This is a genomic window from Bordetella flabilis, from assembly GCF_001676725.1.
Classification (GTDB): domain Bacteria; phylum Pseudomonadota; class Gammaproteobacteria; order Burkholderiales; family Burkholderiaceae_B; genus Bordetella_C; species Bordetella_C flabilis.
Window position 1 is genome coordinate 2010806 of sequence record NZ_CP016172.1, and the last position, 25397, is coordinate 2036202.

General features: G+C 66.4%; 24 protein-coding genes. 15 read left to right on the plus strand and 9 right to left on the minus strand.

The window, feature by feature from the left end:
• Positions 1 to 37 precede the first annotated feature (37 nt).
• From ureA to BAU07_RS08855, 3 genes are all read right to left on the minus strand, one after another.
• On the minus strand, positions 38 to 340 hold the full coding sequence (ureA, locus tag BAU07_RS08845) for an urease subunit gamma (RefSeq protein ID WP_066656233.1): 303 nt from the start codon (positions 338 to 340) through the stop codon (positions 38 to 40).
• A 16-nt stretch (positions 341 to 356) separates the two neighbouring features.
• Positions 357 to 1229: an urease accessory protein UreD gene (locus tag BAU07_RS08850; protein WP_066656235.1), complete on the minus strand. Its 873-nt coding sequence runs from the start codon at positions 1227 to 1229 to the stop codon at positions 357 to 359.
• 291 nt (positions 1230 to 1520) lie between these two features.
• A complete protein-coding gene (locus tag BAU07_RS08855) occupies positions 1521 to 2204 on the minus strand; it encodes an LOG family protein (protein WP_462935893.1) in 684 nt (227 codons plus the stop codon).
• Between BAU07_RS08855 and polA the strand changes: the two genes are divergently transcribed.
• Together polA and BAU07_RS08865 are read left to right on the plus strand one after the other, a co-directional pair.
• A complete protein-coding gene (polA, locus tag BAU07_RS08860) occupies positions 2203 to 4920 on the plus strand; it encodes a DNA polymerase I (RefSeq protein WP_066656236.1) in 2718 nt (905 codons plus the stop codon). The two genes, BAU07_RS08855 and polA, sit on opposite strands and share 2 nt — an antisense overlap.
• Before the next feature lie 148 nt (positions 4921 to 5068).
• Positions 5069 to 5860, plus strand: a complete 792-nt coding sequence (locus BAU07_RS08865; RefSeq protein WP_066656237.1) for a dienelactone hydrolase family protein — start codon at positions 5069 to 5071, stop codon at positions 5858 to 5860.
• A gap of 24 nt (positions 5861 to 5884) precedes the next feature.
• Here the strand turns inward: BAU07_RS08865 and BAU07_RS08870 are convergent, their stop codons facing one another.
• The gene (locus BAU07_RS08870) at positions 5885 to 7546 is read right to left on the minus strand and encodes a Na/Pi cotransporter family protein (RefSeq protein ID WP_066656240.1); all 1662 of its coding nucleotides are present in this window, start codon (positions 7544 to 7546) and stop codon (positions 5885 to 5887) included.
• A gap of 215 nt (positions 7547 to 7761) precedes the next feature.
• Between BAU07_RS08870 and BAU07_RS08875 the strand changes: the two genes are divergently transcribed.
• A complete protein-coding gene (locus BAU07_RS08875) occupies positions 7762 to 9153 on the plus strand; it encodes an L-serine ammonia-lyase (protein ID WP_066656246.1) in 1392 nt (463 codons plus the stop codon).
• Between the two features lie 138 nt (positions 9154 to 9291).
• Here the strand turns inward: BAU07_RS08875 and htpX are convergent, their stop codons facing one another.
• Positions 9292 to 10170 (minus strand): protease HtpX, encoded by an 879-nt coding sequence (gene htpX, locus BAU07_RS08880; RefSeq protein WP_066656247.1) that lies wholly within the window; start codon positions 10168 to 10170, stop codon positions 9292 to 9294.
• A gap of 180 nt (positions 10171 to 10350) precedes the next feature.
• On the opposite strand from htpX, the gene BAU07_RS08885 reads away from it, so the two are divergent.
• The gene (locus tag BAU07_RS08885; RefSeq protein ID WP_066656250.1) at positions 10351 to 11232 is read left to right on the plus strand and encodes a DMT family transporter; all 882 of its coding nucleotides are present in this window, start codon (positions 10351 to 10353) and stop codon (positions 11230 to 11232) included.
• On the plus strand, positions 11229 to 12080 hold the full coding sequence (locus BAU07_RS08890) for a sulfurtransferase (protein WP_084025520.1): 852 nt from the start codon (positions 11229 to 11231) through the stop codon (positions 12078 to 12080). Before BAU07_RS08885 ends, BAU07_RS08890 begins: the two co-directional genes overlap by 4 nt.
• A gap of 144 nt (positions 12081 to 12224) precedes the next feature.
• On the opposite strand, the gene BAU07_RS08895 is transcribed toward BAU07_RS08890, so the two are convergent.
• Complete coding sequence (locus BAU07_RS08895; protein ID WP_066656251.1) at positions 12225 to 13382, minus strand: aromatic ring-hydroxylating oxygenase subunit alpha; 1158 nt, start codon at positions 13380 to 13382, stop codon at positions 12225 to 12227.
• 164 nt (positions 13383 to 13546) lie between these two features.
• Entirely contained in the window at positions 13547 to 14509 is a 963-nt protein-coding gene (locus tag BAU07_RS08900) for a Bug family tripartite tricarboxylate transporter substrate binding protein (protein ID WP_066656252.1), read from the minus strand.
• Positions 14510 to 14717: 208 nt separating this feature from the next.
• Here BAU07_RS08900 and BAU07_RS08905 point away from each other — a divergent pair, with 208 nt between their 5' ends.
• The 10 genes from BAU07_RS08905 to BAU07_RS08950 all read left to right on the plus strand — a co-directional run bounded on the left by BAU07_RS08905 (position 14718) and on the right by BAU07_RS08950 (position 23174).
• Complete coding sequence (locus BAU07_RS08905; protein ID WP_066656269.1) at positions 14718 to 14990, plus strand: exodeoxyribonuclease VII small subunit; 273 nt, start codon at positions 14718 to 14720, stop codon at positions 14988 to 14990.
• Entirely contained in the window at positions 14987 to 15898 is a 912-nt protein-coding gene (locus BAU07_RS08910; protein WP_066656272.1) for a polyprenyl synthetase family protein, read from the plus strand. The genes BAU07_RS08905 and BAU07_RS08910 overlap by 4 nt, the downstream gene beginning before the upstream one ends.
• Positions 15899 to 15936: 38 nt before the next feature.
• Positions 15937 to 17826, plus strand: a complete 1890-nt coding sequence (gene dxs, locus BAU07_RS08915) for a 1-deoxy-D-xylulose-5-phosphate synthase (protein ID WP_066665119.1) — start codon at positions 15937 to 15939, stop codon at positions 17824 to 17826.
• Positions 17827 to 18063: 237 nt separating this feature from the next.
• Positions 18064 to 18882, plus strand: a complete 819-nt coding sequence (gene folE2 / locus BAU07_RS08920; protein WP_066656275.1) for a GTP cyclohydrolase FolE2 — start codon at positions 18064 to 18066, stop codon at positions 18880 to 18882.
• A 316-nt stretch (positions 18883 to 19198) separates the two neighbouring features.
• Entirely contained in the window at positions 19199 to 19573 is a 375-nt protein-coding gene (gene rpsF, locus BAU07_RS08925) for a 30S ribosomal protein S6 (RefSeq protein ID WP_066656278.1), read from the plus strand.
• A gap of 58 nt (positions 19574 to 19631) precedes the next feature.
• Positions 19632 to 19949: a primosomal replication protein N gene (gene priB, locus BAU07_RS08930; RefSeq protein ID WP_066656291.1), complete on the plus strand. Its 318-nt coding sequence runs from the start codon at positions 19632 to 19634 to the stop codon at positions 19947 to 19949.
• Between the two features lie 116 nt (positions 19950 to 20065).
• Positions 20066 to 20338: a 30S ribosomal protein S18 gene (gene rpsR / locus BAU07_RS08935; RefSeq protein ID WP_066352664.1), complete on the plus strand. Its 273-nt coding sequence runs from the start codon at positions 20066 to 20068 to the stop codon at positions 20336 to 20338.
• A gap of 13 nt (positions 20339 to 20351) precedes the next feature.
• Positions 20352 to 20807: a 50S ribosomal protein L9 gene (gene rplI, locus BAU07_RS08940; protein ID WP_066656299.1), complete on the plus strand. Its 456-nt coding sequence runs from the start codon at positions 20352 to 20354 to the stop codon at positions 20805 to 20807.
• A gap of 160 nt (positions 20808 to 20967) precedes the next feature.
• Positions 20968 to 21804 (plus strand): BUD32 family EKC/KEOPS complex subunit, encoded by an 837-nt coding sequence (locus tag BAU07_RS08945; RefSeq protein ID WP_066656301.1) that lies wholly within the window; start codon positions 20968 to 20970, stop codon positions 21802 to 21804.
• Positions 21801 to 23174: a replicative DNA helicase gene (locus BAU07_RS08950; protein ID WP_066656303.1), complete on the plus strand. Its 1374-nt coding sequence runs from the start codon at positions 21801 to 21803 to the stop codon at positions 23172 to 23174. Before BAU07_RS08945 ends, BAU07_RS08950 begins: the two co-directional genes overlap by 4 nt.
• 129 nt (positions 23175 to 23303) lie before the next feature.
• Here BAU07_RS08950 and BAU07_RS08955 read toward each other — a convergent pair whose 3' ends face one another.
• Positions 23304 to 24290, minus strand: coding sequence for a bile acid:sodium symporter family protein (locus BAU07_RS08955; protein WP_066656304.1), 987 nt, complete (start codon positions 24288 to 24290; stop codon positions 23304 to 23306).
• 104 nt (positions 24291 to 24394) lie between these two features.
• Positions 24395 to 25393: a 4-hydroxythreonine-4-phosphate dehydrogenase PdxA gene (pdxA, locus tag BAU07_RS08960; protein ID WP_066656307.1), complete on the minus strand. Its 999-nt coding sequence runs from the start codon at positions 25391 to 25393 to the stop codon at positions 24395 to 24397.
• Positions 25394 to 25397 lie beyond the last annotated feature (4 nt).

Below are 25397 nucleotides of genomic sequence, written 5' to 3' on the forward strand. Positions count from 1 at the left end.
GCGGAATGCGGAATGCGGCTGGCGCGGCTAGGCCGCGTCAGGCGATGGGATGATGTACGGTGACCAGCTTGGTCCCGTCGGGAAAGGTCGCTTCGATCTGCACGTCGGGGATCATCTCCGCCACGCCTTCCATGACGTCCTCGCGCGCGAGCAGTGTGGTGCCGTAGTCCATCAGCTCGGCTACGGTCCTGCCGTCGCGCGCGCCTTCCATCAGGGCCGCGCTGATATACGCGACCGCTTCCGGATAGTTCAATTTAAGGCCGCGCGCCTTGCGCCGTTCGGCCAGCAGGGCCGCGGTGAAAATCAGCAGCTTGTCTTTCTCGCGAGGCGTCAGCTTCATTGGGAATTCCTGGTGATCATGTTGCCCAAAGGCGCAGGGGCCGGCCCGGTACGCCGTGCACCAGGGGCCGCAGGGTCAGCCACAGGGCGGCGAAGAGGCGCCGTAGCGGTTCGATATTGATGGCCACGGCGCGTACCAGCAGTACGCCGGGGGTAGGGCTGGTAGCCCCGGCTCGCAAACGATGGTCGAAGGGCAGTGTGTCCGCGAGCGATTCCGCGAGCTCCCCCGTGCAGGCCGCGCCGGCCGCCCACAGCGTGCCGTAGGCGGGAAAGCCCGCCAGGCCTTGCGGCGCCGTACGCAGCGGCGATGTGGCGTGCAGCCGCTGCCGTTCGGTCCACAGCAGGCCGCCGTCGCCGTCCAACAGCCGCATGTCCGTGCGCAGGTGGCCCGCGGCCCAGGTTTCCCCCGCGGCCTGGCGGCCCAGCAGCGCCGCGTCCCAGCCCAGCGCCGTGGCGCCCGGACACAGTTCGATGTCGATGTGCTGGTGCGCGTGGCTGTGGTCGAAGTAGATATTTTCCAGCGGCAGCCAATCCAGGCGCGCGCCCGCGCCGACGCGTATGCGCGTATGCTGGCTGGCCGGATGGAGCGGGCTGGCCTTGTACCACTTGGTGGCGCCCGGCGTGGTCAGGACACCATGCGTGGATGCGCCCAGTTCGACCTCCAGCCTCAGCGCGTCGCCGCTCGCCAGGCCCCCTGGGGGGTGCAGCAGCGTCAAATGGCAGATGCCCGATTCCGCCTCGGGGTACAGGGGTTTCTGCACCGTCAAAGGGCCGACGTGGTGGCGGCGGACCAAAACCGTGCGGCCGTGCCGGTGTGCCAATCCCAGTTGCAGGGACGCAAGCCAGCCGCCCGTGTGCGGGGCGGTGTGGACGGGCAGGGCGGCGTTCATACAGCGGGCGGAGTTCCGGGTAGGGGACGGCGCGATTGCCGCCGCGGAGCGTGCCGACGCCCGGTTCAACCCGGCGCAGCTCGATACGCCTTAGTCCAATGCAAAATGCGTGCCATATCGTCGTGAAGCGGCTCCGCCGATGGTCGGCCGCCAAGCTCCCGGCGCGCGCCAACCTGGTGCCGGATGCGCGCACCGGTATGGGTCGCTGGGTGGACTTTGCACCGAAATGGTGCGTACCGGGAGAGGCGCCTTCCCCGAGACGATCCGGCCGTCCGCCCTCCGCTTACGGCATCACGCCGGGAGGGACGGGGCGTATTGCTCCGGGGACATGTACTTGGTATGAAACTCGACGATGCGGCGAACCACGACCTGCGGATCATCCTCCACGATGAACAATTCCAGGTCATGCGCGCCGATCATGCCATTGCTCAGTACCGTTTTGGCGAGCCAATCCACCGCGCCCTGCCAATACTCCTTGCCCATGAGGACGATGGGGGCTGGCGGCACCTTGCCCGTCTGCACCAGCGTCAGCGCTTCGAACAGTTCGTCCAGCGTCCCGAACCCGCCGGGCAGGGCCACATACGCAAAGCTGTGCATGAAGAACGTGGCCTTGCGGGCATAGAAGTACTCGAACATCAGGCTGATGGTCTGGTAGTCGTTGTTGTTCGCCTCATGCGGAAGCACGATATTCAGGCCCACGCTGGTGCCGCCTGTCTCGAATGCGCCCTTGTTGGCCGCTTCCATGATGCCGGGCCCGCCACCGGCGATCACCGCGAAGCCGGCTTCCGCGAGGGCGGCCGACAAGGCCACGCATTTTGCGTAGTAGGGCGAGTCGCGGCTGACGCGCGCGCTGCCGAAGATGCTGACCGCAGGACCGAGGTCGCGCAGCTTGTCAGCCGCGGTCAGTATCTCTGACATAATCACCGGTATTTGCTTGCCGGCGGGCGTCTCCTTGCCATCTGCCTTCTTAATCATGAATAAAACCCTATTGCTGGTTGACGGTTCTAGCTATTTGTACCGCGCCTATCATGCCATGCCTGACCTGCGAAACGCGCAAGGCGAGCCCACGGGGGCCCTGTATGGCGTGGTCAATATGCTGCGCAAGCTGAAGCAGGACTATGACGCGGAGTATGCGGCCTGCATTTTCGATGCCCGTGGCAAAACCTTCCGTGACGACCTGTATCCCGAATACAAATCGCACCGGCCACCGATGCCCGAAGACCTGGCCGCGCAGATCGAGCCCATACATAGCGTGGTGCGGGCGCTCGGATGGCCGATCTTCGCCGTCGAAGGCGTGGAAGCGGACGACATCATCGGCACCTTGGCGCGCATCGCGACCGAACATGGTCTGAAGACCATCGTTTCGACCGGCGACAAGGACCTGGCCCAGTTGGTCAACGAGCACGTCACGCTGGTCAACACCATGTCCGGCGAGACGCTGGACCCGCAAGGGGTGGTCAAGAAGTTCGGCGTACCGCCCGAACGCATCGTGGACTATCTGATGCTGATCGGCGACGCGGTCGACAATGTCCCGGGCGTGGACAAGGTCGGACCGAAGACCGCCGTCAAATGGTTGACGGAGTTCGGCTCCATCGACAAGCTGATCGAGGGGGCCGAGACCATCAAGGGCGTGGCGGGCAGCAATCTGCGCACGGCCATCCCGAACTTCGACTTGACCCGCAAGCTGCTGTCCGTGCGTTGCGACTGCGATCTCACGGGCTTGTTGTCCGGGCCGGAACAACTGGTGGCGGAGGAAGAGGACAAGGAGGCCCTGCTCGCACTTTACGAGCGATACGGGTTCCGCAGCTGGTTGCGCGAGGCCAGCGGGGAAAGCGAACGGGTCCCGACCGGTGACTCGCGGATCGCGCCCGAACGTCCCGCCGCGCCGGAGCAGACGGACTACCAGGTCATCACCGATTGGGCGGCCTTCGACAGCTGGATCGAAAAGCTGCGCGCCGCGCCGCTGGCCGCCTTCGACACGGAGACCACGTCGCTGGACGAGATGCAGGCGCGCCTGGTGGGCATGTCGTTCGCGGTCGAGCCCGGCGTGGCCTGCTATATCCCGGTCGCGCATCGCGGTCCCGAGGCCGGCGAACAATTGCCGAAGGACGAGGTGCTGCGCCGTTTGCGGCCGTGGCTGGAAGACCCGGCCGCCCCCAAGCTGCTGCATAACGCCAAGTACGACGCGCATGTGCTGGCCAACGAAGGCATACGACTGGCCGGCGTCGCCGAAGACACCATGCTGCAGGCCTATGTGCTGGAATCGCATCGCACCGTCAGCCTCGCCGACCTGGCGCAACGCTGGCTGGGCCGCAGCGGCATTACCTACGAGCAGTTGTGCGGCAAGGGCGCCAACCAGATCTGCTTCGATGAAGTCGCGGTCGAACGCGCGGGCCAGTATGCCGCCGAGGATGCGGATTTCACCCTGCAGATGCACCAGGTGTTACGTCCGCGTGTGGCGGCGCAGGCCGGACTGGATTTCGTATACAAGCTGGAATTGCAGGTATCGGAGGTCCTGACGGGGATCGAACGTACCGGCGTGCGCGTCGACGCCGAGGAACTCGCGCGCCAGAGCCACGCGCTGGGCCAGGAAATGATGTCGCTGGAGCAGCGCGCCTACGAACTCGCCGGGCAGCCGTTCAACCTGAATTCGCCCAAGCAGCTGGGCGAAATCCTGTTCACCCGCATGCAGCTGCCGGTGGTACGCAAGACGGCGAGCGGCGTGCCCTCCACCGACGAGGAAGTGCTGAGCAAGCTGGCGCAGGACTACCCCCTGCCGCAGGTGCTGCTGGAATACCGCGGCCTGTCCAAGCTGAAGTCCACCTATACGGACAAGCTGCCGCGCATGATCAATCCGGCCACGGGCCGCGTGCACACGCACTACGCACAGGCCGCCGTCATCACCGGCCGCCTGGCATCGTCCGAACCCAACCTGCAGAACATCCCGGTGCGCACACCGGCCGGGCGGCGCGTGCGGGAAGCCTTCATCGCCGAGCGGGGCGTGTTGATGTCGGCGGATTATTCCCAGATCGAATTGCGCATCATGGCGCACGTCTCGGATGACGCCAACCTGCAGCACGCCTTCGCGACGGGGGCGGACATCCATCGGGCCACCGCCGCGGAAGTGTTCGGCGTGGCGCTGGACGCCGTGGCGGCCGAGCAGCGCCGCGCGGCCAAGGCGATCAACTTCGGGCTGATCTACGGCATGGGCGTGTTCGGCCTGGCGTCGAACCTCGGCATCACGCGCGACGCGGCGCAGGCCTACATCGACCGCTATTTCGCCCGATATCCCGGCGTGGCGCAGTACATGGAGTCGACCCGCGTGCTGGCGCGCGAACAGGGCTATGTGGAAACCGTCTTCGGCCGCCGGCTGTGGTTGCCGGAGATCCGCGGCGGTTCGGGCCCGCGCCGGCAGGCCGCCGAGCGCGCTGCCATCAACGCGCCCATGCAGGGCACCGCCGCCGATCTCATCAAAATGGCCATGGTCGCCGTGCAGCGCTGGATAGAGCAGGAAAAGCTGCTGACGCGCATGACCATGCAGGTGCACGACGAACTGGTGCTCGAAGTGCCGGATCCGGAGATCGAGCACGTGCGCGAGCATCTTCCCCGGTTGATGTGCGGCGTCGCGCAATTGCGGGTGCCGCTGGTGGCCGAAGTCGGCGTGGGCAAGAACTGGGAACAGGCGCACTAGCGCGGGACGGGGCGCAGCCTGCCATGCCCGGGCCTGGCGGCCAGCACCGGGTAAGCCAATGCGCGGCATAATCGTGAGGTTGGCGTCGGGAAGGACGCCGCCCGCGCCGCCCCATCCGGGCGCCCAACCTTAGCCAGAGGACATCGCCATGAATTTTTCAGCCGCCGCAGGGACTCCCCAAAGCACGACCATCCAGACCAGCCCGCAGGGCTTGACGCACGGATTGATCGATCTCCCGGTCAAGGACGGCACGATTTCCGCCTACTACGCCGCGCCGGAAGGAAAGAATCATCTCCCCATCGTGGCGGTCGTCCAGGAAATCTTCGGCATCCATGAACATATCCAGGATGTCTGCCGCCGCCTGGCGAAGGAAGGCTATTTCGCCATCGCCGTGAATCTGTACGAGCGTCAGGGCGATGCGTCGACCTACACCGATATTCCGAAGCTGGTCGCGGAGATCGTGGCCAAGGTCCCGGACGAGCAGGTGATGTCCGACCTGGACGCCAGTGTGGCGTGGGCCGCGCAGCACGGCGGCGACGACAGCCGCGTGGGCGTGACGGGGTTCTGCTGGGGCGGCCGGATCACCTGGATGTACACGGCCCATAGCGACAAGGTCAAGGCCGGCGTCGCCTGGTACGGCAAGCTCACCGCGGGGCACGGTCCGCTTATCAAGCGCAATGCCGTCGACGTGACGCAGGAATTGCATGGACCTGTCCTGGGCCTGTACGGGGCGCAGGACAACAGCATTCCGCTCGCCGACGTCGAAACCATGAAGCAGCGCCTGGCCAAGGGCAATGCGCACGCCCAGGCATCGGACATCGTGGTCTACCCCGATTCCGGCCATGCCTTCTTTGCCGACTATCGGCCCAGCTACAACGAAAAAGACGCCCGCGACGGCTGGCAGAAAATGACTGCCTGGTTCGCGAAGTACCTGAAGTAATTCCCGCGTGGTCCCGGCTGCCGGTCAGTTCGTCGATTCGCGCAGCCGGCTGGGCAGCAGTTCGCCTTCCTTGGCCAGCACCGGGTACGCCGCCGCGCCGACCAGATAGGAATTGACCGCCTTGACGTCGCGCAGGATGTCCAGGTACAGCTGCCCGACCTCGGCCGCATCGACTTTCCCGGACTTTATTTTCTCGAGATGCGTTTCCGCCGCCTGGCTTTCCAGGGCGCGGAAGCGCTCTTTTTCGCTGGCCAGGGCGCGCGCCTGGCGCAGGTCCGCGTTGACGAACAGCGCCGCCGTGCGGCGTTCGTTCTCGAGCAGGTGGCCCAGCGATTCGTCCAATTGCGCGTGCTGGTCTGGCGCCAATGACCACCCATGCTTGCGCAGGCGCGACGCGTGCGACAACAGGCCGCTGTGCACCGTATCGGCGGCGTGGCCGATATTGCTGGCGAAGGCGAGGATTTCCTCCATGCGCTGGATGTCGCTGCTGGTCATGTTCTCGCGGTCCAGGGTGGCCAGGTACAGCGTGATCGCGGTTTCCAGCTTGTCGATGGCGCTGTCCAGTTGCCGGGCCTGCGGCATCCGGTGCCGGTTGTCGCGCTTGTAGCCTGCCCGGGCCAGCACCAGCAGCGTCTGCAGCATGTCGGCCATGCGCAGGGCCTCGCGCGATGCGTTGCCCAGGGCCACGGCGGGCACGTCGTGCGCGGCCTCGTCGAGGTACTGAGGACGCGATGGGTCGTCCGGGTCCACGCGCTTCGGCAGCCAGCGGGTAAGCAGGGCGGCGTATGGCGCCAGCAAGGGCAGGAAGACCACGGCCACGATGGCATTGAACAGGGTGTGGAAGTTGGCGACGGCGCGCGCCGGATCGTCGGACAAGGCGGTCATCCACGGCTGCATCCAGGGCAGCAGGGCCAGCCCCACCAGCACGCCGACGACGCGCGTCAGGAGGTTGCCCAGGGGCAGCCGCCGCGCAGCGGGATCATCGCCCGTGACGCCTTCGATCATCGGATTGATGGCGGTACCGAGGTTGGCGCCGAGGACCATGGCGTAGGCGGCTTCCGGAGCGACCAGTTGGTGCGTCGCCATCGACATGATCAGGACTACCATCGCGACGCTGGAGTGGGCTGCCCAGGTCAGGGCCGCCGCCACCAGCAGCGCGGCAAAGGGCTGCGTGGCCAGCGCCTGCAATACGATCCGCAGCAGTGGCGCATTCTGGAACGGCACGAACAGGCCCACCAGCGAATGCAGGGATATCAGCAACAGGCCCAGGCCGATGAAGACGCGGCCCAGGTCGCGCGTGCGCCCGGGGGGATAGCGGCGGAACATCCACACGCCGAACAGGATCAGGATGGGGGCGAGCGCCGTCAGGTCGAAGGACAGCAACTGGACGATCAGCGTCGTGCCGACATTGGCGCCCAGCATGGCCGAGAGCGCCGGCACCAGCGCCACGACCCCGCCGGCCGCGAAGCCGGTGATCATCAGGCCGGTGGCAGTACTGCTTTGCAGGGCGGCCGTAATGCCCAGGCCGGCGGCGAAGGCCCGCAGGCGGGTGCCCAGCGCGCGGCCCAGTACCGCGCCCAGCGCCGCCCCGAAGGCCCGCTGCACGCCGGTCTGCACCATATGGACGCCCCAGAGCAACAGGGCGACATAACCGGCGAAGTCGAGCAGGGTCAGGATTCCAGACATGCTTGGGTCAGGGCGGATCGGGCGCGAAAGGGCGGAAACAAGGAATAGGCTCCATCATCTCACGAGTCCGTCCCCATGGGGCACGGGCGTTGAAAACGTTCTCATCATTGACGATGGCCGTGGGTTTCCATGCAGGCCGGCACCCCCGGACGCGAGCTATCATGGGGCCTGCCGCGACGCCGGGTCGTCGGCGAAAAGAGCATGACGGAGCCATCGTGGCGGTTTCTGTGTTTGATTTGTTCAAGGTCGGCATCGGGCCCTCCAGCTCGCATACGGTGGGGCCCATGCGGGCGGCGCTGATGTTCGCGCAGGGCCTGCAGAGCGACGGCCTGCTGCCACGGGTGGCCAGCGTACGCGCCGAACTCTATGGATCGCTGGGCGCCACGGGCAAGGGACACGGCACGGACAAGGGCGTGCTGCTGGGCCTGATGGGCGAGGCCCCCGACTCCGTCGACCCGTCGGCCATTGCCGGCATGGTGCAAGCGGTGCGTGCCAGCCGCATCCTGCCGCTGCTGGGGCAGCACCGGGTTCCCTTCATCGAGAAGGAGCATCTGCTTTTCTATCGCCGCGAGGCGATGGCCGAACATCCCAACGGCATGAAGTTCCACGCCTTCGACCAGGCCGGCGCGCCCTTGCGCGAGTCGCGGTATCTGTCCGTGGGGGGCGGCTTCGTCGTCACGGCGGGCGCGGCGAACAGCCAGGTCATCGCGGCGCACGACCAGCTTCCGTACCCGTTCCGCACCGGCCGCGAACTGCTGGACATGACCGCACGCCAGGGCATGACCATCGCGGAGCTGATGCTGCACAATGAAAAAGCGTGGCGCACCGAAGACGAAATACGTGCCGGCCTGGATAACATCTGGGACGTTATGCAGCGCTGCGTGGCGCGCGGCTGCGGCATCGACAACCCGGAGGCAGACGGCGAACTGCCGGGGCCGCTGCGCGTGCGGCGCCGCGCGCCCGAACTGTACCGCAGCCTGACGCAGCGCGCCGAGCGTACCCTGTCCGATCCGCTATCCGTCATGGACTGGGTGAATCTTTACGCCATCGCGGTCAACGAGGAAAACGCCGCGGGCGGGCGCGTGGTCACCGCCCCGACCAATGGCGCGGCCGGCATCATCCCGGCGGTCCTGCATTACTACGATCGCTTCGTGCCCGGCGCCTCGCTGGCAGGCATCCACGCCTTCCTGCTGACCGCGGGCGCCATCGGGCTGCTCTACAAGCTGAATGCGTCCATCTCCGGCGCCGAGGTGGGTTGCCAGGGGGAAGTCGGCGTGGCCTGTTCGATGGCCGCCGGCGGCCTGGCCGCGGCGCAGGGCGGTACTGTATCGCAGGTGGAGAATGCCGCGGAAATCGGCATGGAGCACAACCTGGGGCTGACGTGCGACCCGGTCGGCGGGCTGGTCCAGATACCCTGTATCGAACGCAACGCCATGGCGTCCATCAAGGCCGTCAATGCCGCGCGCATGGCCTTGCGCGGCGACGGTCATCACTATGTATCGCTGGACTCCGTCATCAAGACCATGCGCGAAACCGGCGCCGACATGAAGACCAAGTACAAGGAGACGGCGCGCGGCGGGCTGGCGGTGAATATCGTCGAGTGCTGAGCCCGTGCCTCTGCCGCGGCAGCAGCCGCCGCGGCTGCGCGTACCGCGGCAGGCGTACCGCGGCAGGCTTACCGTGGCAGGCTTACCGTGGCAGGCTTACAGCGGCAGGCTTACAGCGGCAGGCTTACAGCGGCAGGCTTACAGCGGCAGGCGCTGCAGCGCGGCGATACGCGTCTGGAGCGGCGGGTGGGTGGCGAACAGGGCGCTGATGGCGCCGCCCCCATTGATGCCCGATGCCTGGAAGGACTTCGGCAGGTCACTGGCCTCCAGGCCGCCCAGGCGCGCCAGCGCGCGGATCATGGGCTCGCGCGAGCTGAGCAACTGCGCCGAACCGGCATCCGCGCGGAATTCGCGCTGGCGCGAGAACCAGGCCACGATGACGGTCGCGACAATGCCGAACAGGATCTCACAGACGATCACGGTCACGAAGTAGCCCGGGCCCATGCCGCGTTCGCTGCGGAAGATGGCCTTGTCCAGGAAGTAGCCCACCACCCGTGCCAGGAAGACCACGAAGGTATTGACCACGCCCTGGATCAGCGTCAGCGTCACCATGTCGCCGTTGGCGATGTGCGCCACTTCGTGTCCCAGCACGGCGGTCACTTCTTCCTCGGTCATGCTGTCCAGCAGGCCGGTGCTCACGGCCACCAGCGAGTCGTTCTTGAAGGCGCCCGTGGCGAAGGCGTTCGGCGCGCCGTCGTAGATGGCGACTTCCGGTCGGCCGATGCCGGCGCGATCGGCCAGTTGGTGCACCGTGTCCAGCAGCCAGGCCTCGCGCTGGTTGCGCGGCGCGTTGGGGTCGATGACCTGGGCGCCCGTGCTCCACTTGGCCATGGGCTTGCTCATGAACAGCGAGATGATGGCTCCGGCAAAGCCGACCACCACGGAAAATACCAGCAACTGGGTGACGTTCAGACCGTTCATGGTCAGGTAGCGGTCGATCCCCAGAATGCGTAGCGTGGCCGACAGCACGAGCATGACGGCCAGGTTGGTCAGTACGAACAGAACGATGCGTTTCATGTTTCTTATGGTCCCAAGTGCGAGCAATGTAGCTTTGACGGCCAGCCTGCGTTCAGGTTCCGCAGCGTAAGCGGCAAGAGGCGGAACGGGCCGCGCGGGCGCCGGCCGAAGGCGGGCGCCGCCGCGACAGCAGAGTATAGTAACGTTTCCTACGAACTCCCTCGCTTCCGTTTCATCGTCATGCAGGCTCTCTGGATGTTGTTGGCGTCCATCATGTTCGCCATCATGGGTTCCTGCGTGAAGCTGGCGACCGAACACAACGCCTCGCTGTCGCAGGTGGTCCTGTTCCGCGGTCTTCCCTCCGTCGTCCTGCTGCTGCTCTGGGCCCGCGCCGCCCGCCAGTCCGTCATCCCCACCGTTTGGAAGCTGCACCTGTGGCGCAACCTGTCCGGCGTGACCTCCATGTGGCTGGGGTTTTTCGCGCTGGCGCACCTGCCCCTGGCCACGGCGACCAGCCTGACGTATACCTCTCCCTTGTTCATCGCCGCCTGGATGCTGGGGTGGGGCGGGGCGCAGCGCGATCTGGTGCGCATCCTGTCGGTGGCGCTGGGGTTTCTGGGCGTGATCGCGGTCCTCCGTCCGAGCATCGGCGAGGACCAATGGCTGGCGGCCCTGCTGGGCTTGGGTTCGGGCGGCGCGGCGGCGGTCGCGATGATGCAGATACGCGAACTAGGCCGTATCGGCGAGCCGGAATGGCGGACGGTCCTGTTCTTCTCCGCCGCCGTTTGCCTGAGCAGCGTGGCGGGGCTCTGGACGGAAGGCTGGGGCCGCGCCGATGCCACCGGCTACGCCGCGCTTACCGGGATCGGGTTGGCCGGGCTGTTCGGCCAGTTGGCCATGACGCGCGCCTTTGGCCTGGGGTCGGCGCTGTTGACGGCGGCGTTGCAGTACACCACCATCATTTTCGCGGCCCTGATGGGTACGGTCTTCTGGCAGGACCACCTGGACGACCTGGCCTGGCTGGGCATGGGCTTGATCATCGTCGCCGGGCTGTTGTCCATCTGGCGAACCATGCGCGAACGCGTCACCGTGCCGCCGCGCAATAGGGAGAAACAGGCATGACCTTGATGACTTTGATGGCCGCCTCGGAACTGGCGGGCCGGCTGGAGGACGCCGATGTGCGCGTTTTCGACGTACGGCACGATCTGCAGGATTTCGCCGCGGGCCGCCGCCAGTTCGAAGCCTCGCACATCGCCGGTGCGCGGTTTCTCGACAACGAGACGGAGATGGCCGGGCCGCGCACCGGCGCCAACGGGCGCCATCCCCTGCCGGATCGTGGCGCGCTGGCGGCACTGATGGCCGCGCACGGCGTGGGACCGCAGACGCTGGTCGTCGCCTACGACGCCAGCGGCGGGCAGTACGCGGCGCGCCTGTGGTGGCTGCTGCGCTGGATCGGCCATGACCGGGTGGCGGTGCTCGACGGAGGCTGGCAAGCCTGGACGGCGGCCGGCCTGCCGGTCGACAGCGGACCCTCGCCGGCGGTCCGGCCCGGCGCGCATGGGGCGCCGGGCGCGCCACTGGTCCAGGCGGTCGATGCCGACGCCGTGCTGGCCAACCTGCGCAGCAAGTCCTTCACCGTGGTGGATGCGCGCGCCGCCGCTCGCTATCGCGGCGAGGTCGAGCCCATCGACCCCGAAGCGGGGCGTATTCCGGATGCGTTGAACCGGCCGTATACCGACAACCTGGAACCCGATGGGCGCTTCAAGTCGCCGGCCCAATTGCGCGAGGAGTTCGTGGCCGTGCTGGGCGACAGGGCGCCCGAGACCATCGTGCACCAGTGCGGGTCCGGCATCACGGCCGCCGCCAATCTTTTCGCGATGGAGGTCGCGGGGCTGGGCGGTTCGCGCCTGTATCCGGGGTCCTGGAGCGAATGGATCAGCGACCCGTCACGGCCGCGGGCCAAGGGCTGATACCAGGCGCCACGGCTGCGGCATGGCGCAGCGGACACGGCCGGTGCGAGGCTCGTGCCGCTGAAGTCGGGTGCGGGGGCTCCCGCGTGTAGCGGGGGGCAAGGCCAGCGCCGCCTGCGCGGGCTGGCCAGGTCCATCAGTCCATCAGGGATGGGGATCGGTTTCCGCCATGATGCGGCGATACCATTCGTGGAAGTGCTGCATGCCGTCTTCCATTGGCGACTGGTACGGTCCGGCTTCCGACACGCCGCGCTCCATGAGCGCCTTGCGGCCCGCGTCCATGCGTTCGGCGATTTCGTCATCCTCTTTCGCCGTTTCCATGTAGGCGGCGCGCTGCGCCTCGACGAATTCGCGCTCGAAGGCGACGATCTCCTCGGGATAGTAGAACTCCACCACATTCAAGGTGTCCTGCGGACCGCGCGGATGCAGCGTGGACAGCACCAGCACGTGCGGGTAGACCTCGATCATGTGGGTGGGGAAATACGTCGCCCATATCGCCCCGAAGTCGGGCGTTTCGCCCTGGCGGAATTCCAGCACGCGGTCATGCCAGGCGCGATAGACGTCGGAGCCGGGATGGGCGAGCGCCTGATGCACCCCCACGCGCTGCACACTATGCCAGGCGCCGAATTCCCAGGTCAGGTCGTCGCAGGTGACGAAACGGCCCAGGCCCGGATGGAAGGGGCCGACGTGATAGTCCTCAAGGTAGACCTCGATGAAGGTTTTCCAGTTGTAGTTGCACTGGTGGACTTCGACGTGGTCCAGCACGTACTCGTCGAAGGAGAACTCCGGCCTTGCGAACAGCGTGGCCAGATCCTGGGCCGGATCGCGCGGCCCTTCGAACAAGAGGCCATGGCAATCGCGCAGGCGGAAGCGGTCCAGGTTCATGCAGGGCGTGCTGTCGAACTGCGGCGCGCCCAGCAGTTCGCCGCGCGCGCTGTAGGTCCATCGGTGCAACGGGCAAACGATATTGCCACCGGTCGACTTCAGGCTGCCGACGGTGTTGGACTTGCCGGCCACATCGCCCGTGACCCCGCCCAGCATCAAGGCCTGGCGGTGCCTGCAGACATTGGAGACGAGTTCGATGCCCTGAGGCGTATGCACCAGGGCGCGACCGCCTTTTTCCTGGACGAGCGTACGCCAGTCCCCGGCCTCGGGCACCATCTTCTGGTGGCCGACATATAGCGAGGACTGTTTGAAAATGAGTTCTTGCTCGCGCTTTAAGCGGGCTTCGTCAAAGTAGGCACTGACGGGCAGCTGGGTGCGAGCTGGCACAAATTGCGCCATCCGACCGACGTCGGTCATGATTCCCTCCGCTCGGATAAAAAAGCCAGGACGGCACGAATCCGTTCTGGCGCGAAGAAAAATCGGGCTGGCCGATCAACCCATGCATTGTACCCCAGTCCCTACATGCGTGCCCGTGCACCGCTCCGGAACGACCGGGGCCATGCACGGCACGCGTCCAGCCGCTATTGCAGGACGATGTTGGCCTGTTTGACCAGGCCCTGCACCACGGGGCGCTCCGCCTTGATCTGCGCGATCAGGGCTTCGGGCGTGCCGCTCGCCGGCTGGATACCCATGTCCAGCATGCGTTTGCGCACCGTTTCATCCTTGAGTGCCGCGACCAATGCCGCACGGAGTTTCTGCAAGGCTTCGGGCGAGGTATTGCGGGGCGCCACGAAACTGAACCACGCGGTCATGTCGAACTTGGGGTAGCCCTGTTCGGCCAGCGTGGCCAGGGCGGGCTCGCTTTCCAGGCGGCGCATACTGGTGATGCCGAACACGCGGACCTTGCCGGCCTCCACCTGCGGCATGCCGGTGGCCACCATGTCGAAGAAGATATCGACATCGCCCGCGATCAGGGCGGGCAAGGCCTGCGTGGCGCCCTTGAACGGGATATGCAGCATGTCGGTCCCCGTCTGGCTCTTGAAAAGCTCGGCCGCCAGATGCGACGACGTGCCCGCCCCGAAGGTCGCGAATGTGACCTTGCCCGGATGCTGGCGCGCATAGTCGACCAGTTGCTTGACGTTGCCGTAGGGCGTCTTGGGGCCGGCCAGCAGCACCAGGGGCCCGATGCCGACCATCCCGATGGGATCGAAGCCATCCGGGTCGTATGGGAGTTCCTTGTACAGGTAGCGGTTGGTCACCAGCGTGGAATTGGTGGCCATCAGGATGGTGTAGCCGTCCGCGGGCTCGCGCGAAACGTACGACGCGCCGATCGATGTCCCCGCGCCCGCGCGGTTCTCCACGATCATCGATACGCCCAGATCCTTGCTCATCCGCTCCGCCAGCAGGCGGGTGAGGACGTCGGTCGCGCCGCCGGCCGGGAAGGGCGAGACGACCTTGATGGGCCGTGCCGGATACTGCGCGAGCGCGGAGCCGCAGGCGGCCGCCAGCGCGATGGCGGCGGCGAACTTGAACCAGGTACGCATTTTTATTTCCCCCTTGTGGTGTTTGAGGCGCAGACTTGTGATGACGTGTCGGTCCGGGCGCGATACGCATGGTTTCCAACCGCCGGGACCCGACTATAAGAAGCGCTTCCCGCGAATGCAATCCGGGCAGGCCAGGGGGCAGGGCGGCCGCGCCCCCGATCTCGTACAATCCCAGGATTATTCACGCGCCGCCTTTCCGGAGACCCGTTTGGCCCCCACGCAAGCCGATCCGCAGAACGATTCCTCGCTTTTGCCGCAAGACTTCGAGACCGCACTGGCACAGCTGGAAGCCCTGGTCGCGGCCATGGAAGACGGGTTCTTGCCGCTGGAGGAGTCGCTGGCTGCCTACCGTCGCGGTGTCGAATTGACCCGCATCTGCCAGGAACGCCTGGCCCAGGCCGAACAGCAGGTCCGTGTCCTGGAGGGCGACCTGCTGCGTCCGCTGGAACCCGGCGCACTGGATGACGAAGCCGACGGATGAAGCACTCCCATCTCGCCTTTCCGGAATGGTTGGCCGGTCGCGCCGAACACGTCGAGCGCACCCTGGACGAACTGCTGCCTGCCGCCGATGTCGTGCCGGCGCGCCTGCACGAAGCCATGCGCTACGCCGTCCTGGGCGGTGGCAAGCGGGTGCGCGCGGCATTGGTTTATGCGGCGGGCCAGGCCTGCGTCGCGGGCGGGCATCCCATCGCCATCGAAGCCTCGCTGGACCGGGCGGCCGCGGCGGTGGAATTGATCCACGCGTACTCGCTGGTCCATGACGACCTGCCCTGCATGGACGACGACACGTTGCGGCGTGGGCGTCCGACGGTGCACGTGCAGTATGACGAAGCCACCGCCATGCTGGTGGGCGACGCGTTGCAGCCGCTGGCCTTCGAATTGCTCGCGGACATGCCTATCGCCCCGGCGCTGGTCGTGCAGGCGACGCAGGCGCTGGCCAGGGCCTCGGGCAGCCTGGGCATGGCGGGCGGCCAGGCCATCGACCTGGAAAGCGTGGGCCGCAGCCTGAACCGCGAGGAATTGCAGTCCATGCATGGCATGAAGACCGGCGCCATGCTGGCCGTCAGCGTGGCGCTGGGCGGTATCGTGTCGGGCGCCAGCTCCAGCGCGCGGCAGGCCCTGGATGACTATGCGCAGGCCATGGGACTGGCGTTCCAGGTCGTGGACGATATTCTGGACGTGACGGCCGACACCCGCAGTCTGGGCAAGACCGCGGGCAAGGATGCCGCGGATAACAAGCCGACCTATGTTTCGCTGCTCGGGCTGGAGCAGGCGCGCAGTTTCGCGCAGGCCCTGCGCGAGGCTGCCCTGCAAGCCCTGGCTCCCCTGGGGGAAGGGCGTACGCGCCTGGCGGAACTGGCCGATTTCATCGTATTGCGTGACCGTTGAGGCGCGCCGCGCAGGCCGCCATCCTCATTGCGAAGAGCATGACCACTGAACTCCTGGAAACCATCGACAGCCCGGCCGACCTGAAGCGACTGGACCGCCGCGAGCTCAAGAAGCTTGCCGACGAACTGCGCGCCTTCATCCTGGCTTCGGTTTCCCGCACCGGCGGCCATCTGTCGTCGAACCTGGGCACGGTCGAGCTGGCCCTGGCGCTGCACTACGTCTTCGATACGCCGAGCGATCGTATTGTCTGGGACGTGGGCCATCAGTCCTATCCGCACAAGATCCTGACGGGCCGCCGCGCCGGCATGGCGACATTGCGCCAGGCCGGCGGGATTTCGGGCTTTCCCAGGCGCAGCGAATCCGAATACGACGCCTTCGGCACCGCCCACTCGTCCACGTCCATTTCAGCGGCGCTGGGAATGGCCGTGGCGTCGCGCAATGCGGGCGCCGCCCGCCAGCACATCGCCGTCATCGGCGACGGCGCCATGTCGGCCGGCATGGCGTTCGAGGCGATGAACAACGCCGGCGTGACCCCCGACATCAACCTGCTGGTGGTGCTGAACGACAACGATATGTCGATCTCCCCGCCGGTGGGTGCGCTGAACCGCTACCTGGCGCGGCTGATGTCGGGCCGCTTCTACGCCACGGCGAAGAATGTCGGCAAGGCCGTGCTGCAGCACGTACCACCGGTACTGGAGCTGGCGCGCCGCTTCGAGGAGCACGCCAAGGGCATGGTGACGCCGGCCACGCTGTTCGAAGAATTCGGCTTCAACTATGTCGGCCCCATCGACGGCCACGACCTGGATGCGCTGGTGCCGACGCTGCAGAACCTGAAGGCCTTGCCAGGCCTGCAGTTCCTGCATGTGGTCACCCGAAAGGGGCAGGGCTACAAGCTCGCCGAGGCCGATCCCGTGCTTTATCACGGCCCGGGCAAGTTCGATCCGGACGTGGGCATCGTACCGGCCAAGGCGCCCGCCAAGACTACCTTTACGCAGGTCTTCGGGCAGTGGCTGTGCGATATGGCGGCGCAGGATGAAAAGCTGGTGGGCATCACGCCCGCCATGCGCGAAGGCAGTGGCCTGGTGGAGTTCGAGCGGCGCTATCCCTCGCGCTATTTCGACGTCGGTATCGGCGAGCAGCATGCTGTCACGTTCGCGGCCGGATTGGCCTGTGAAGGGCAGAAGCCCGTCGTGGCCATCTATTCGACCTTCCTGCAGCGCGGCTACGACCAACTGATCCACGACGTGGCTTTGCAGAATCTGGATGTCACTTTCGCGCTGGACCGCGCCGGGCTGGTGGGGGCCGACGGGGCCACCCACGCCGGAAACTATGACATCGCCTTCCTGCGCTGCATACCGAATATGGTCGTCGCGGCGCCCTCGGACGAGGCGGAAGCGCGGCTGTTGCTAAGCACATGCTACCGCTATCCCGGGCCTGCCTCCGTGCGCTATCCCCGCGGAGGCGGACGAGGCGCAACGGTGCCCGCCACGCTGGAAGACGTTCCGATCGGCAAGGGTGTGGTGCGTCGTCGCGGCGCAACCCTGGCCTTCCTCGTGTTCGGAACCCTCCTGCCCGCGGTGCAGAAGGCCGCGGATGCGCTGGACGCCACCGTTGCCGACATGCGTTTCGTCAAGCCGCTGGACGAGGCCCTGGTGCGTGAACTGGCCGCCGGCCACGAGGCCCTGGTCACCGTGGAAGAGGGCGCGATCATGGGCGGCGCGGGTAGCGCGGTCTGCGAAGCCCTGAACGCCGCCGGGGTAGCCATTCCCGTATTGCAGCTGGGCCTGCCGGACCGGTTCATCGACCATGGGGACCAGCAGGCGCTGCTCGGCGGGCTGGGCCTGGATGCGGCCGGCATCGAGGCTTCCGTGCGTGCACGCTTCGGCGGGCTCCTGGCCCCTGCGATGGCGCGGACCAATCTGGGGTGATGTCGGGGCGGGATGGACCAATCTGGAGTGATGCCGGAGAGCAACCCGCTCCATGCCGCGGCGGCAGGTCAATCGGGGCTGATGCCCGGGCCCGCCAGGCGGAATGACGTCCCGCCATACCCCGGATGCCTGTGGGGAAAAGGGTTTTCCCGCGGTGATCGGCCCATTTAAGGGATAATGCGGGTCCATCGACATTCCAGACAGCGCTCAGGCCGCTGTTCGTGACAGGCCAGACAAATGAATTCCCCCATCGATCCCGCCCTCATCATGCCGGACATCCAAAGTTCGGCCGATACCCGGCATATTCCCATCCAGCGCGTGGGGATCCGGGGCGTGCGTCATCCCATGCTGGTGCAGGCCGCCGACGGCAGCGCCATGGCGACCGTGGCCAACTGGACCCTGACGGTGGCCTTGCCGGCTGAAGAGAAGGGCACCCATATGTCACGCTTCGTGGCGCTGTTGGAAAAATACCGCAGCACCCCGATGACCCCGGTCTCGTTCCGCGCCATGGCGCGCGAAATGTTGCCGCTGCTGCACGCGGAACGCGGGGATATCACGGCGGCGTTTCCCTTGTTCATCAACAAGTCGGCACCCGTGTCGGGCGTGCAAAGCCTGATGGATTACGAAGTGCAGTGGATCGCGCGCGCCGCCGGCGACCAGGTCGAATTCGAACTCGTGGTCCAGGTCCCGCTGACCAGCCTGTGCCCGTGCTCCAAGGCCATCTCGGAATACGGCGCGCACAACCAGCGCTCGCATGTCACCGTATCGGCGCTGATCGGCGACGCCGTCGGGGTCGAGGAAATCATCCGCCTGATCGAGGACGAGGGGTCTTGCGAGGTGTGGGGCCTGCTCAAGCGCCCCGACGAGAAATTCGTCACCGAGCGCGCCTACGACAATCCCAAGTTCGTCGAGGACCTGGTTCGCGACGTGGCCGCCCGCCTGACGGTCCGTACCGGCGTCGGCCGCTACCGCGTCGAGGCGGAAAACTTCGAATCCATCCATAACCATTCGGCCTACGCCGTGGTCGAAGGCGAGGGGCCCGGCCTGGCCGCCTGACCGGCCGCGCACCGGGCTGCCGAGCCGTCTCGCCCCAACGCAGCGTGGCGGGCGGCTGTGCCGCTGATCCGTTCCGCCCGGGCTACCGCTCCCGTCGTTTCGCGGCGCCGGCGCTCCGCCAGCCGCTCTGGACGGGCGCGTCGGGACATTTCCCGGCCTGCCAGCCGCCTCTATTGCGCCATTTGCCGATTCCGGCGATAATGGAAAGCTTTCCTGCTCGACCGTCTGGGTTGCCTGAACTTGAGGTGGCCAGCGCGGCGGGCTGTCCCTTGGTCTGCGGGCAACGCGACCGAGACATCCACGAGGAGTTTCACCCATGCGTCACTACGAAGTAGTGTTCATCGTTCATCCCGACCAGAGCGAGCAAGTGCCCGCCATGGTCGAGCGCTACCAGGCGCTGGTCACCGGCCAGGGCGGCACGGTGCACCGTCTGGAAGACTGGGGCCGCCGCCAACTGGCCTACCCGATCCAGAAGCTGGTCAAGGCCCACTATGTGTGCCTGAACATCGAATGCGGCCAAGCCACGCTGGACGAGCTGGAGCATTCCTTCCGCTACAACGACGCCGTGTTGCGCCACCTGGTCATCAAGACCAAGAAGGCCCAGACCGGCGCGTCGATCATGATGAAGTCGGTCGAGCGCGAAGAAGCCCGCAAGGCGTCCGCGGAAGCCGCGCCCGTCCAGGCTGAGTAAAACGGTTCAACGGCAGGACGTTCCGCCCGCCGTACCGGCAACCTGAAGGCGCCGGCCCATGAATGAAACAGCATTGAGCGCCCAGGTGCTCGAACGCGAACCGATACGCCACACCCCCGCCGGGATTCCCGTGCTGGAGATGCTGCTGGGGCATGTGTCGGAAGTCGTGGAAGCGGGCCATCCGCGCCGTGTCGAATTGACGATACAGGCCGTGGTGGTCGGTGACCTGGCCCTGATGCTGGCGGATCTTCAGTTGGGCACGTCGTTGCAGGTGCAAGGCTTTCTGGCCCCGGTTCGCCAGGGTGCGGTCAAGCTGAAGCTGCATGTGCAGCATGCGACGCGGTTGTCGGCGGGGCAGGATCCGGTGGTGGCCTAGGTGGATGCCGGGCGATCGTCGCGAATGCCGGCCGGAACGGGAACGATGGGGCAGGGATGACCCTGCACAGGTAAGGATTACGGGCCCAAGGGCCCATACAAATCAAGAGGCACATCATGGCTTTCTTCGGCAAGCGCAAAGAAAAACGCAAGTTCACGCAGCAGAATCCGCTCTTCAAGCGTCGCAAGTTCTGCCGCTTCACCGCGGCCGGCGTGGAAGAGATCGACTACAAGGATCTGGACACGCTGCGTGACTTCATCCAGGAAAACGGCAAGATCATTCCGGCTCGTCTGACTGGCACCAAGGCGCACTACCAGCGCCAGCTCGACACCGCCATCAAGCGCGCGCGCTTCCTGGCGTTGTTGCCCTACACCGACAACCACAATTGATCCGGAGATCGCGATGGAAGTGATCCTGCTCGAAAAAGTCCCCGGCAAGGGCAACCTGGGCGATATCGTCCGTGTCCGTGACGGCCATGCCCGTAACTGGCTGATTCCGCAAAAGATGGCTCGCCGTGCGACGGCGGCCGCCAAGCAGGAATTCGAAGCTCGCCGTGCCGAGCTCGAAAAGATCCAGGCCGAAAAGCTGGCCGCCGCCCAGTCCGTGGGCGAGCGCCTGTCGGGCCAACAGGTCAAGATCCTGCAGAAGGCGGGTGTCGACGGCCGTCTGTTCGGTTCCGTCACCAGCGCCGACATCGTCGAAGCCCTGCGCAAGGCGGGTTTCGACACGGTCGAAAAGGCCCAGGTGCGCCTGCCGGCCGGTCCCTTGAAGGCCGTTGGTGAGTACTCCGTGCAAGTGGCCTTGCATGCCGACGTGGTGACGGATGTCACCATCGTCATCGAAGGCGACATCGCCTGATTCGCACGCAGCCGGCGGGCGGCCATGCCCCCGCCGGCGTTCCCCATGGCACGGCACGGGCCGTTCCAAGGGGCTACGGCGAAGAACAAGCCGGCCTGGTGCCGGCTTTTTTTTCTGCCGGTGCCTGTTCTTCCCACGCACCTATACTCGGGGCCCGCGCTTGACCTCGCCGCCTGTACACGAATCGCCGCCCGCCGGCCTCAGGGACTGGCTGGATGCGGCCAAAGCGACGCCGCAGCCGTCCGTCCTGGAAGTGCCCATCGACGGCGTGTGGTGCGTGGTCAAGCGTCGCCGCGCCAGCGTGCGCGGCGGCATCAGTTATGTGCTGCGGTACATCCGGGCCTTGTTGCTCGGCGTGGGTTGCAAGCTGGTCCTGGGCGAATTTCCGCGCCCTGACATCCTGTTGCGCAATGGCCTGGACTACGAGGCCGAACGCCTGCGCCAACTGTTGCAGGCCGGCTGCCGGGTGCCGCAGATCTGGTGGCAGGAGCCCGGCCTGGTCGTGCTTGAACATGTCGGCACCGATCTCTCCTCGCTGATCCGCCATGGCAGCGACGAGGAACGCGCCGCGCTGGCCTGGCAGGCGGGACAGGATCTGGCCGCCTTCCACAAACAGGGCTTCTGCCACGGCGGTGCGCAGATCCGCAACCTGACCCTCCGCGGCGCCGACATCTGGCGCATCGATTTCGAGGAAAACATCGGCGAAGCCTTGTCCAAACCCCTGGCCCAGGCCTACGATCTATTCCAGATGGTGGCTTCCCTGCAGTCCCTGCGCAACCTGCCGCCGCGCGTCATGCCGTGGCTGGCCGAGGCGATGCTGACTGCATATTTCGAGGCCAATCCGGATCCCTTGGTGCGGTCGCGACTGCGGCGCCTGGGCCGTGTGCTGCACGCCGTGGCCTGGCCGTTGAAGCCGCTCCTGGGCTGGCTGCCGTCGCGCGACATCCAGGGATTCTTCCGCGTGGCCGACACCTTGCGAGTACAAGTGAAACCATGAATTCTCCGTCTGATACCACGCTGGAATACCTGCGCGTTCCTCCTCACTCCATCGAGGCCGAACAATCGGTGCTGGGCGGGCTGTTGCTGGACAACGCGGCATGGGACCGCATCGCCGATGTCCTGGTCGAGGAAGACTTCTATCGCCACGACCACCGCCTGATCTGGCAGCACATCGCGCGGCTGGTGGGACTGGCGCGGCCGGCGGACGTCATTACGGTGCATGAATCGCTGGTCAGCGCGGGCAAGGCCGACGACGTCGGCGGTATCGCCTATTTGAATTCGCTGGCGCACAACACGCCCTCGGCGGCCAATATCCGCCGTTACGCGGAGATCGTGCGCGAGCGCGCGACGCTGCGCAAGCTGGTGTCGATCGCCGACGAGATTTCGGCCGCGGCGCTCAACCCGCAAGGCAAGGAAGCGCGCCAGTTGCTGGACGAAGCCGAGTCCAAGGTGTTCAAGATCGCCCAGGAAGGCGCGCGCGGCTCGGCGGGCTTCCAGGAAATCCAGCCCCTCCTGACCCAGGTGGTGGAGCGTATCGACGAGCTCTATCACCGCGAGAGCGATTCCGACGTCACCGGCGTGCCCACGGGCTTCGCCGACCTCGACAAGATGACCTCCGGCTTGCAGCCCGGCGACCTGGTGATCGTCGCGGGCCGGCCCTCAATGGGCAAGACCTCGTTCTCCATGAACATCGGCGAGCATGTCGCGATCGAGCAGGGCCTGCCGGTCGCCGTGTTCTCCATGGAAATGGGCGCGGTGCAGCTGGCGATGCGGATGCTGGGTTCGGTCGGCATGCTGGACCAGCACCGCATGCGTACCGGCAAGCTGACCGCCGAAGACTGGCCGCGCGTCACGCATGCGGTGCAGTTGATGCAGGATGCGCAGGTCTATATCGACGAAACGCCGGCGCTCAGCGCGATGGAAGTGCGCGCGCGCTCGCGCCGCCTGGCGCGCCAATGCGGACAGCTGGGCCTGATCATCATCGACTATATCCAGCTCATGTCGGCCAATGGCGCCGGCGAAAACCGCGCCACGGAAATCTCCGAAATCAGCCGTTCGCTCAAGGGCCTGGCCAAGGAGCTGAATTGCCCGCTGATCGCGCTGTCGCAGTTGAACCGCAGCCTCGAACAGCGCCCCAACAAGCGTCCCGTCATGAGCGACCTGCGTGAATCGGGCGCGATCGAGCAGGATGCGGACGTGATCCTGTTCATCTACCGGGACGAGGTCTACAACCCCGACTCCCCGGACAAGGGAACGGCCGAGATCATCATCGGCAAGCAGCGTAACGGTCCGATCGGAACGGTGCGGCTGACCTTCCAGGGCATGAGCACCCGCTTCCTGAATTTCGCCGCCGGCTCGCAGTACTAGCAGCGGCATCCCGTTCGCACGGGTGGAATGCCTTCCGCCCATGCGCGCACCGCTACCGGGCCGCGACCAAGCGCGGCGGGAATGTCGCGGGCCTGCCGTCAGTCGCCGCTGCGGGCAGCGGCGTATCGCTCAGTGGTCGCCGTCGTCGCCCTGCGGGCGGCGCGCGAAGCGACTGGCCAGCATCGCGCACACCATCAATTGCAGTTGGTGGAACATCATCAGGGGCAGCACGATGGCGCCCACGGCGTGGCCGGCGAACAGCACTTGCGCCATCGGGATCCCGCTGGCCAGGCTTTTCTTGGAACCGCAGAACAGCAGCGTGATGCGGTCCGGGATGTTGAAGTGCATGGCGCGGCCCAGCAGCGTGGTGGCCAGCAGGGCCAGCGCCAGGATGACCGCGCAGGCCACCACCAGGCCGGCCAGCGCCGGCAGGGGGGTGTTATGCCACAGTCCTTCGTTCACGGCCTCTGAAAAGGCCGTGTAGACGACCAGCAGGATAGAACCCTGGTCGACGATCTTCAGCAGGTTCTTGCGCTTGTGCACCCACCCGCCGATCCAGCGTCGCAGCGCCTGGCCCAGCACGAAGGGCAGCAGCAGCTGCAGCATGATCTTGCCCACCGCATCGAACGAGACTGGCGAGTTGCTGGCGTTGACCACCACCAGGCCCACCACCAGCGGGGTGATGAAGATTCCCAGCAGGCTGGACGCCGACGCGCTGCATACCGCCGCGGGGACATTGCCCCGCGCCATGGACGTGAAGGCGATGGCCGACTGGACGGTGGCGGGCAGGCAGCACAGGAACATGACGCCCATGTACAGCTCCGGCGTGACCAGCGGTTCCAGCACCGGCCTGAGCAACAGGCCCAGGATCGGGAACAGGATGAAGGTGACCGAGAAGATCAGGCTGTGCAGGCGCCAGTGCGTGATCCCTGCGACGATGGCCTCGCGCGACAGCCGGGCGCCGTGCAGGAAGAACAGCAGGCCGACCGCGATGTCGGTGATGGCGTTGAAGGCGGGAAGTCCCTTGCCATGGGCGGGAAGGAAGCTGGCGATGACAACGGTGGTGATCAGGTACAGCGTGAAGCGGTCCGGCAGGAAACGAGTGATGCGGTTCATTGAGGCTGCGGCAAAAACGTCCGGGCATGCGCGAGCCGCACGAGCCGGCGAGAGGGGAGAGAAGGGTCGGCGCTATTGTAGACCCGCACTCCCGCGCCAAGCTGTCAGTCTGCTGTCACGGCGTCTGGCGTCATGGCCAGCGCCACGTCGAAGGCGACCATGAGCGAAGTCGCGTCGGCGACGCCCTGCCACGCGATGTCGTAGGCGGTGCCGTGGTCGACGCTGGTGCGCACGAAGGGCAGCCCTACCGTCACGTTGACGCCTTCCTCCACGCCGAGGTACTTGACGGGAATCAGGCCCTGGTCGTGATACTGCGCGACCACGATGTCGAAATCGCCACGACGGGCGCGCATGAACACCGTGTCGCCGGGCCAGGGTCCGCTGGCATCGATGCCTTCGGCGCGGGCGGCATCGATTGCCGGGGCAATGATGTCGAGGTCCTCGCGGCCGAACTTGCCGTTCTCCCCGGCGTGCGGGTTGAGTCCCGCCACGGCGACCCGGGGACGCGCGATCCCCATCTGCCGGCATGCCGCGTCGGCCAGGCGCATGGCGCGCAGTTCCGATTCGACCGTGATGCGCGCGAACACATCGGCCAGCGCCACGTGGATGGTCACCAGCAGGACGCGCAGCTCGCGATTGGCCAGCATCATGGCGAAATCCTGGGTGCCGCTGAACTCGGCCAGGATTTCGGTGTGCCCGGGATAGTCGATCCCGGCCGCGTGCATGGAAGCCTTGTTCAGGGGCGCCGTGACGATGGCGCGGATGCGCCCCGCCATGGCGTCGTCGATGGCCGCGCGCACATACGCGTAGGCCCCGCGTCCGGCCGCCGCATCCACCTTCCCGGGCGCCAGGTCTCCAGGGAGGGCGGGATGGCAGGCGACGACCTGGATCAGGCCGGCCTGGGGCACGAATGACCGGGCGTCAGCGATCTCCTGCACGGTCAGGCGCGCGCCCAGCAACTGGGCGGCACGCCGCAGCGTGCCCGCGTCGCCATAGACGACGGCAGGCGCGGCAAGGCCCTGGGCCATGGCCTGGACGATGATCTCCGGGCCGATGCCGGCGGCATCGCCCATGGTGATTCCGACGGGAGGCCGTTGGCTCATGCGA